This is a genomic window from Rodentibacter mrazii, from assembly GCF_001998825.1.
Classification (GTDB): domain Bacteria; phylum Pseudomonadota; class Gammaproteobacteria; order Enterobacterales; family Pasteurellaceae; genus Rodentibacter; species Rodentibacter mrazii.
This window is the reverse complement of sequence record NZ_MLHG01000099.1, coordinates 1-7,166: the sequence shown is the minus strand read 5'-3', so window position 1 is coordinate 7,166 and position 7,166 is coordinate 1. Positions and strand designations below refer to the sequence as shown.

The window sequence follows — 7,166 nt, the reverse complement described above, 5'->3', positions numbered from 1 at the left end:
GTTTCATCTACGATTGAGTTAATCTCAGACTTTTCAGGCTCAACATCGAACCAATCTTTTGGTTGCGACATACCATCTTTTAAAGATTGATAAATCGTTCTAAGTTGAACAACTTGAGCGGGTCGTAGCGATTCAAACCGGCATTGATAGCGTTTACCAATCATTTCTGGTGTTATGCCAAAATCATTTTGAAACGTATCTGCAACTTTTTTCAATCCTTCCGGAGATGTATCGGCGTAGGCTTTCAATGTAACTGAGCATTGAGCTACAGCCGCTTCAATCACATCACCGGGAATAACGCCCAAGATACAAGCTCTTAATCGCCGCGCGCCATTATTCGCAACCACTTCATAAATATCGCGTGGGTCAGTGAGAATTTGTTTTCCTTTTCTACTGAAACGAACGTGTGGCACTTGGAACACTTTTACTTGGCGCGTATTGGTTTGAATATCCCAAGCAAAGGCTTCTACTGTACTTTCACCATTCGATTGACTAAGCTCTCTAATGCCGTATTGAATATTTCCCCATTCTTGGGCAAGTGTTTCTGCTAATCGAATTGATGGGCCTTCAACGGCTTGACCGCCGCGCGGGTAGGAATAAACGGAACTTTGCGCCAAGGTTTCGCGCGTACAGGATTTTAAAATTCTATCCATTGCCTCAATCGGGTCACGCGGAAAGCGTTTAGCAATAATCATCATTGCTTGCACCTCTTGACTTTCACGTGCTGATTGCGTGTCCATAAGGCTGTTTTGTTTTTCAGTTGTTCCATTTTCTGTAGAAAAGATATTTGCGACTTGTTTCATTTTATTCTCCTAATAATCTGGATCGAAATCATTCATTCGTTTTTCGAGACGTTGTTTAGCGACGTAGGCAATGGCTCGATCTCGTTGCTCAATCAGCTTGTCAAATGCACCGGAACCGTAGGCTAAATCGTGCAATTCAAGCTCCTCACCGTTATCAATATGGTATTGATTAATCGCATAAATTACGTTTTCGTCTTCATTTTCAGCATCGGCTTTGACGGATTTTATTTCTTCTTCAAGGGCATAATCACAAGCGGCGAGGTTGTCTAGGTGCTTTTGATTGTCTGCGGCGAGAAAAGGGTTCATTTTGCTTGCTCCTCTTTTTGACGTATAAAGGCTTTGCGTAAATTAATTTCTGTTTCACAAAGCTCTTGGCAGCAATGGTTTTGGCTTTTCCAACCTGTTTTATTTGAGCGTGCCGGATCTCTATATTCAATGGCGATGTAACCAAGTCCTTGCGGGTGAGATTGAATGTCGTAGTAACGCATTATTTCCCCCTAAAAGTGCGGTCAATTTCTGCTTGTTTTTGGGCGGTGTAGAGCTGTAATTCTCTTTCTTCTGACGGAGTTAAATTAGGCGGTAGGCAAATTCCATTTTCATATACGCCGCCTTTAAATTCGCAACGAGTTTCAAGGCTGATTTGCTCGCTGACTTCGTGATTGTGCCAGTCTGTGGGATTGCTCCACGCTTCGGCAATGCCAAAAACAGCAATTAAAACGGTTATCGTGCCGAGTAAAATAAAAAAGGCTTTGCCAAGGAAGGCTAAGAATTCAAAAATAGATTTGTGCATAATGGTGTCCTTTTTCGGTGGTTCGTTGAGAAATATGGTACGGGAACGCATAGCAGGTTGTTCCGGTTTCTTTTTTCCGGTTCGTTTTTGTCGTTTGTTCATAGGGTTTCCTTGTATCTGTGCGGTTTATTTAGCCACGACCGCAAACGTGGTATCCTTGTGTTTCCCTTCAACTAAACACAGAGGATAAACTCAATGAAAAATGAGCGTATTAGTTATGAAAAAGCGGTTGATTTAGCTGTTCAACTTGTTCCATCACATTATCTTTTTGAAGTGAATGCCAATCGTGAAAATGCGATTGATGATGTTGTTTACGCTATGTTTGAGATAGCGAATAAAATCTATTTTGAAATCAACCAGTCAGAGGAAGAAATATCATCATAAGCCTTTAATCCTTCTAGGCTTTTAATGACTTCTATTGCAAGTCCTTTTTCCTCAATAAAGTGCTGCTGGTATGTTTTGCAGCACTTTTTTTCATATTCAACTTGGTGAGAGAGTTTTTCTGAACCATCAATTAATATCGTAAAAACGATTTTTACTTTTGCCATGTTCTGTTTCCTTTTTAGTCGATTTACTGAATTTAGGGTGTAGAAAACCGCCACACGATTTTCACGGGGAAAAGTGCGGTCGGTTTTGATTAAGTTTTAGAATAAGTGGACTAATCCGCCACTTCGGATGATGGCGTTAGGGTGTCGCACATTGTAGATAATGCGGTTCCAGCCGTTGCCGTGCGTAATATCTTGATTAAATTCAGCGGTTATCCGTTGCAAGGTTGGTAAGAGCTCTTGCGGTATATTCCGATAACGTTCATTCATCTGACGTATTGCTCTTGCGTAGTCACCACCAAAAGCACCAAGTAAATTTGCCAGTTTATCGGTTAGTTCAATGTAGTTGCGTAAGCCATACCACGCCCAGCAGAAATCTTGCATTTCTTTTTCGGTTAAATCACGTTGATACATTTTCGGCGGTTCGGGCAAAGCAAGCTGTTTCGGCTCGTTCCGGTGCATTGCTAAAAATGCTCGCAATACGATTAAATGAAATTTAGGGCTGATCCAAGTTGCATAAGCTAAAACAAGTTCTTCGCAAGCGTAGGTGCCAATGCCGTTTTTTCTGACAAGTATGGGTTTATTTGGAGCTTCTTTTTGAATTTCCGCTACAAGTTCTTGAGTTGTGTCTAAGCGAATAAATAGAGCTGGGCGATGTTTATTTTCAGCACCACTAGCAATATGTAGATCATTCAGTGAATATAAGTTTTCAGTTTGACGAATTGATGTGTTTAGAATTGATAAGTTTGACATTTTTATGCCCCTAGTCTTTAGTTAGTAATTCGATCAGTTAGTAGGTGATCGGGCTTCAACTACCGAGACTAGTCGGCGGAACTTATTCCCACGAGGGTATTATATTAGGTTCTCTCGACCCGATCATTGATCTTCTAAGCTATACAGATCTGTATAGGTAGAATTTAGGCATAAAAAAACCGCTATGCTGTCGGGTGCGGATAACCGCTAGTCTTAAGTAGTGCGGTTATCTTAATCCGAAAGGGGAGCGGTGTCAAATAAAAATCCCACGTTGTAAAGCGGGATTCAGATTATTTTTCATTAATCCATTTTTCAGCTAGCCATTCAAATTCACAAAATAGTTTAGTGTTGTTATTGTTAATACGGCGAAGTTCCATTATGTAGGGTTTGAGTGTATGCCAATCTTTAATAACGCTGCTTTTACTCATCCGCTTATAAACCGCTTCATCAAATAGATTTTCTTTAATACCTACACAAATAAATTCAATAGAATTAAGAACATCTAATACAATGAAATTTTGTCTTTTAGTTTCATTATCTGATGATGAATTCGGAGATAAAGCACAAGCAAGGGCGGTAAAATTAGCACCTTGATCCCTCATTTTCATATATGCTTGTCTTCTTCGTCTGTAATATGAATTGCTATTATTGCTGATAAGGAGATCAATCGTTGCTTTTTGCTTATGTTGTTTGCGAAGTTCTTGAAGTTGAGACCACGCAAAAAAGGCTAGGTAACCTGTAAATAAACATGTTCCTAGCCCTGTCAAAATGCTCACTAAGTTAGAATCCATCCCAACCTTCCATTAAACTTCCCAACCTTCATTTAAATTAAATCTTTTCATTGTTTCCTCCTATTAGCTTAGACACAAAAAGCCTACTTAAGTTTCCCTTAAGTAAGCAGTTTTACATCATGGTTTGTATAAAGAACAATGATCTCTTGCACCGATCTATGAAAGTGTAACGCTCAAGCGCGTTATAACTTTGCGAATAATACTTAACAATTAAACTTTATGCAAATAAAAAAATAATTATGTGAACAAATAAATATTTTTAAGAATAATTAAAAATACAATTGTGGATTTCCAAAAGAGGAAACCATTAAATCTATCATTAAGAACCTTCTATGATGTTGGTCTATGAGTTTTTCTTCACTATTTCTTTAATATCTTTCGCATATTGTTCGAAAACTTTAGTTTCTTCATTGAAGAACTTATCAAACCATTTTGTTACTTGTGTCATTGTGAACCTGTGAACTAACAGCGATACAAGTAATGAAATTAATGCTGAGGTAAGTATTATTGAAAGCATATATAAAACCTTTGTGTATAAAAAAGCCCACCTGTTACAGTGGGCGAATAATGGCGGTTAAATCAAATTCTGGCTTAGCTATCCTTAAATTGATAATCAGCTGCTTATCTGGACCTTTAGCGGAACACTTGATTTAACCATCGCTTTTAAATTCTCACCAACTCCCGACAACCCATTTGTCGGCGTTCTTTGGCTCGGACCATATTTGATTTCACCTTGCCTTTTGTGCAGTGATAATTTGCGACATCAATCAGCTTTTTGTCTCTGCCGGCAAGGCTAATCGCTTTTTCAACTCGGCTACCTTTAGGTTTTGCCATTAATGCACTTTGTTTTAATGCAATACGCTTAGCCCGCTTAAAGTTTTTTGCCGGATTTGTTTTTGTGATACTCATAGGTTCTCTCCTCCCTTATTTCAAACCGTATACAATGTGATAAATCCAATACTTTGTCATTTCGGTGTAACGTTGTTACCCTCAAATCAATTTCTTGATAGTTAAGAGAGTTTACGGTTTGAAATAAGTCTTGTTTTACTGCCGTTCAGCGTGGGGGCTATAACAAGCTAACCCTATTCCACTTATTCAATCTGTTAAAGAGCAATCCCTTTCGGGTTCCCGCCGTCTCTGCTTGCTTTCGCTTTCAGCCATCAGGCTTGCTAGGTAGGTGTTTTGTTTTGATGTGGGTATAATAAAGAAATATTTATAATGTGTAAAGTTTTATTTAAAATAAACTTTAAATAAATTTAATGAAAACTTTATATTTGCTTGATTTTTAAGAGAATAATTTTTTGATTAGGTTGTTTGATTGCTTATTTTTTGACCAATGAATGGCAAAAAGAGAAAAGTGCGGTCGGTTTTCCGGTTATTTTCGTGGTGGTATGAGGATGTTAACGAAATAGATTTCGTCAAGATAAAAGAAAACCCACGTTTTAACGTGGGCTGAAATTAGGCGTGAAGTTCGTGAATTAATTCAGGGCGGCGATGTAACAAATCTAGCAGTGTTTTTGCTGCGCCACTTGGTTTGCGTAAGCCTTGCTCCCAAGAACGCAACGTATTTACTGAAATGCCGAGCTTTTCGGCAAATTTAGGTTGGGACAGTTGTACTGCATTACGAGTTTCAGTAATTGGAGAGACCGGAATTTTTGTAATACGTGTATTTTTTAGGTTTCCTGCTTTGATTTGAATTAAGGTATCACGAAAATCATCAGCGTGTTCAATCATATCAGGATCGTCTGCAATAACGGCTTTGACAATTGCATCAATATTCCAGTCTTTTGTTGCGTTTTGGATTTTTTGAGAAATCTTATCCATTTTTCTCTCCTTTCAGTTGCTTAATGTCTTGATTGCTTAGATTTTCTTTTACGTTTTTAGCGTAAATATCTAATGCAACAATGACACCATCTTCTAATAAATTAAAGTAGATAACGCGTACACCACCACGTTTTCCCTTGCCATTTGCCAGCCACCGAATTTTTCGCATTCCGTCAGCGTGGGGAATAACATCACCTGAAAGTGGGTTTTGCGAGAGGTAAGTTAAAAATTCAAGGCGTTCTTCCATTGTCCAAATTTGCTCGGCTTTGCGTTGAAATTTTTCGTGTTCAATAATAGTGTACATCGTATTTCCTTGAGAGAATGTATTATACTATTACTATGTAATATAGCAAGTCACTATTTTGTCATATCCCTTTTGGTTGCATTTCGCCAATAGTGCTTTCCATCTTTGGGAAAATCCCAAATACCATAGACGGCATTAAGTGAATGTGGTGGTTCTTTTCCTGTGGAGAGCGCGAGCCTTGTTGCTTGTCTGAATTTATGGTGATTAATTTTCTTCCCTAATTTATCGCTTGATGCCGTTGTATAGCCGAAGATTTTCGTTTTTTTGTAACTTCTGCTCATAGGGTATTCTCCCTGTATGATTAGTTTAAAGATTATATCGTGTAAAAGAAAACCGCCACGAGGGCAAGATATTATTTAAGGTTTCGAAATGTTAATTTTAACCGTCTGAACATGTCAGTAATTAACATAATCATGCTATACATGAAGATAAATGAGGTGCAGATTAATAAATAATGTAAATATTCACCAGAAAACAGTAAACTGATATAGCTAAGTAACATTGTTATGCTAAATCCTGCTATTAAATAGCCAAGATGATCTATTATTTCAGAGTACATTCCATTTTTTCTCATTTTTTTTATGAGCGGGTTTTCGGTAATTGTAACTAAAATAGCAATTACAGCAAAAATAAAGCCTATTAATGTTGCTGATATAGAAAATAGATTATTACTCAGATCATGGATTTCATTTAGAGTAAGAGCTGTAAATGAGCCTGTTTCCCACAAATAAAAATGCACACCAAAACTAGCGATAGAAGCTATTTTCTTCCAATGTTTGATATGCATTTTTATCCCCTCCATTAGTTATTCCTCATCATCAAGATATTCTTTTAGTATATCATTATGTTTCTCTTTTATCTCATGGATTTTTGAGAAAATTTTTTCTGGATCAATTTCTTCTCTTGATGGTGCTTGAATTGAAAATTTATCTTTTAATACGTTGTGAAGTAAGTCGATAGGTTGCTCTATGTCTTTGAGTGTTACCTTTAACATTTTAGTTCTGTCAAGACCAAGAAGTATCTTTACTGTATCCCAAGCACCCGGTAATAAACCTTTCCTTGAATGAAGGATAACTCTCTGTGTTCTAACTCCAAGTTCCCCCATTTCATCAAATTGTTCTTGAACCCATGGGTCTTCGCCATCTCTTGGTTTCTTGCTGTTTGGACGAGATATTTTATATTCTATTTGGGTTAATGGTGCTTTTCTGTTATCTGGATGAAATTCTTCTGCGCCAATTTCTGCCAGTGTAATTTTATAGAATTTTTTATCCTTGGATACAGTTTGAGTGAGATTTGTAAGATAACTTTCAAAGTTTCTTATACTTCCATATAGAGATGAATTATGATAAAGCAAAA

Annotated in this window: 14 protein-coding genes; 1 reads left to right on the top strand and 13 read right to left on the bottom strand. The window is 37.4% G+C overall.

Annotated features, from left to right (window positions below):
• The 4 genes from BKK47_RS11520 to BKK47_RS11505 all read right to left on the bottom strand — a co-directional run.
• Nucleotides 1–803, bottom strand: an 803-nt coding sequence (locus BKK47_RS11520; RefSeq protein ID WP_077494966.1) for a hypothetical protein, incomplete at its 3' end; no start/stop codon positions are given.
• Between the two features lie 9 nt (nucleotides 804–812).
• The gene (locus BKK47_RS11515; protein ID WP_077494965.1) at nucleotides 813–1,109 is read right to left on the bottom strand and encodes a hypothetical protein; all 297 of its coding nucleotides are present in this window, start codon (nucleotides 1,107–1,109) and stop codon (nucleotides 813–815) included.
• On the bottom strand, nucleotides 1,106–1,291 hold the full coding sequence (locus tag BKK47_RS11510; protein WP_077494964.1) for a hypothetical protein: 186 nt from the start codon (nucleotides 1,289–1,291) through the stop codon (nucleotides 1,106–1,108). The genes BKK47_RS11515 and BKK47_RS11510 overlap by 4 nt, the downstream gene beginning before the upstream one ends.
• Nucleotides 1,291–1,695 carry a hypothetical protein gene (locus BKK47_RS11505; RefSeq protein ID WP_077494963.1) on the bottom strand — a complete coding sequence of 135 codons (405 nt, stop codon included), beginning with the start codon at nucleotides 1,693–1,695 and terminating at the stop codon, nucleotides 1,291–1,293. The genes BKK47_RS11510 and BKK47_RS11505 overlap by 1 nt, the downstream gene beginning before the upstream one ends.
• A 93-nt stretch (nucleotides 1,696–1,788) precedes the next feature.
• Here BKK47_RS11505 and BKK47_RS11500 point away from each other — a divergent pair, with 93 nt between their 5' ends.
• Nucleotides 1,789–1,977 carry a hypothetical protein gene (locus tag BKK47_RS11500; protein WP_077494962.1) on the top strand — a complete coding sequence of 63 codons (189 nt, stop codon included), beginning with the start codon at nucleotides 1,789–1,791 and terminating at the stop codon, nucleotides 1,975–1,977.
• On the opposite strand, the gene BKK47_RS12375 is transcribed toward BKK47_RS11500, so the two are convergent.
• From BKK47_RS12375 to BKK47_RS12515, 9 genes are all read right to left on the bottom strand, one after another.
• Nucleotides 1,935–2,141, bottom strand: coding sequence for a hypothetical protein (locus BKK47_RS12375; protein WP_143529627.1), 207 nt, complete (start codon nucleotides 2,139–2,141; stop codon nucleotides 1,935–1,937). The genes BKK47_RS11500 and BKK47_RS12375 overlap by 43 nt on opposite strands.
• Nucleotides 2,142–2,237: 96 nt before the next feature.
• Nucleotides 2,238–2,891 (bottom strand): KilA-N domain-containing protein, encoded by a 654-nt coding sequence (locus BKK47_RS11495; protein WP_077494961.1) that lies wholly within the window; start codon nucleotides 2,889–2,891, stop codon nucleotides 2,238–2,240.
• A gap of 290 nt (nucleotides 2,892–3,181) precedes the next feature.
• Nucleotides 3,182–3,682 (bottom strand): DUF4760 domain-containing protein, encoded by a 501-nt coding sequence (locus BKK47_RS11490; RefSeq protein WP_077494960.1) that lies wholly within the window; start codon nucleotides 3,680–3,682, stop codon nucleotides 3,182–3,184.
• Between the two features lie 663 nt (nucleotides 3,683–4,345).
• Nucleotides 4,346–4,591 carry a hypothetical protein gene (locus BKK47_RS11485; protein ID WP_077494959.1) on the bottom strand — a complete coding sequence of 82 codons (246 nt, stop codon included), beginning with the start codon at nucleotides 4,589–4,591 and terminating at the stop codon, nucleotides 4,346–4,348.
• Nucleotides 4,592–5,140: 549 nt separating this feature from the next.
• Nucleotides 5,141–5,506 (bottom strand): helix-turn-helix domain-containing protein, encoded by a 366-nt coding sequence (locus tag BKK47_RS11480; protein ID WP_077494958.1) that lies wholly within the window; start codon nucleotides 5,504–5,506, stop codon nucleotides 5,141–5,143.
• Nucleotides 5,499–5,810, bottom strand: a complete 312-nt coding sequence (locus tag BKK47_RS11475; RefSeq protein WP_077494957.1) for a DNA-binding protein — start codon at nucleotides 5,808–5,810, stop codon at nucleotides 5,499–5,501. The genes BKK47_RS11480 and BKK47_RS11475 overlap by 8 nt, the downstream gene beginning before the upstream one ends.
• 53 nt (nucleotides 5,811–5,863) lie before the next feature.
• Complete coding sequence (locus BKK47_RS11470; protein WP_077494956.1) at nucleotides 5,864–6,091, bottom strand: hypothetical protein; 228 nt, start codon at nucleotides 6,089–6,091, stop codon at nucleotides 5,864–5,866.
• Between the two features lie 71 nt (nucleotides 6,092–6,162).
• Entirely contained in the window at nucleotides 6,163–6,597 is a 435-nt protein-coding gene (locus tag BKK47_RS11465; RefSeq protein WP_077494967.1) for a hypothetical protein, read from the bottom strand.
• Between the two features lie 18 nt (nucleotides 6,598–6,615).
• The coding region (locus BKK47_RS12515; protein ID WP_158074774.1) for a hypothetical protein at nucleotides 6,616–7,166 on the bottom strand (551 nt) is incomplete at its 5' end.

What these genes read in the sequence shown, in the direction of transcription:
- BKK47_RS11515 (WP_077494965.1), bottom strand. Translation starts at nt 1,109, where the DNA reads ATGAACCCTTTTCTCGCCGCAGACAATCAAAAGCACCTAGACAACCTC.
- BKK47_RS11510 (WP_077494964.1), bottom strand. Translation starts at nt 1,291, where the DNA reads ATGCGTTACTACGACATTCAATCTCACCCGCAAGGACTTGGTTACATC.
- BKK47_RS11505 (WP_077494963.1), bottom strand. Translation starts at nt 1,695, where the DNA reads ATGAACAAACGACAAAAACGAACCGGAAAAAAGAAACCGGAACAACCT.
- BKK47_RS11500 (WP_077494962.1), top strand. Translation starts at nt 1,789, where the DNA reads ATGAAAAATGAGCGTATTAGTTATGAAAAAGCGGTTGATTTAGCTGTT.
- BKK47_RS12375 (WP_143529627.1), bottom strand. Translation starts at nt 2,141, where the DNA reads ATGGCAAAAGTAAAAATCGTTTTTACGATATTAATTGATGGTTCAGAA.
- BKK47_RS11495 (WP_077494961.1), bottom strand. Translation starts at nt 2,891, where the DNA reads ATGTCAAACTTATCAATTCTAAACACATCAATTCGTCAAACTGAAAAC.
- BKK47_RS11490 (WP_077494960.1), bottom strand. Translation starts at nt 3,682, where the DNA reads ATGGATTCTAACTTAGTGAGCATTTTGACAGGGCTAGGAACATGTTTA.
- BKK47_RS11485 (WP_077494959.1), bottom strand. Translation starts at nt 4,591, where the DNA reads ATGAGTATCACAAAAACAAATCCGGCAAAAAACTTTAAGCGGGCTAAG.
- BKK47_RS11480 (WP_077494958.1), bottom strand. Translation starts at nt 5,506, where the DNA reads ATGGATAAGATTTCTCAAAAAATCCAAAACGCAACAAAAGACTGGAAT.
- BKK47_RS11475 (WP_077494957.1), bottom strand. Translation starts at nt 5,810, where the DNA reads ATGTACACTATTATTGAACACGAAAAATTTCAACGCAAAGCCGAGCAA.
- BKK47_RS11470 (WP_077494956.1), bottom strand. Translation starts at nt 6,091, where the DNA reads ATGAGCAGAAGTTACAAAAAAACGAAAATCTTCGGCTATACAACGGCA.
- BKK47_RS11465 (WP_077494967.1), bottom strand. Translation starts at nt 6,597, where the DNA reads ATGCATATCAAACATTGGAAGAAAATAGCTTCTATCGCTAGTTTTGGT.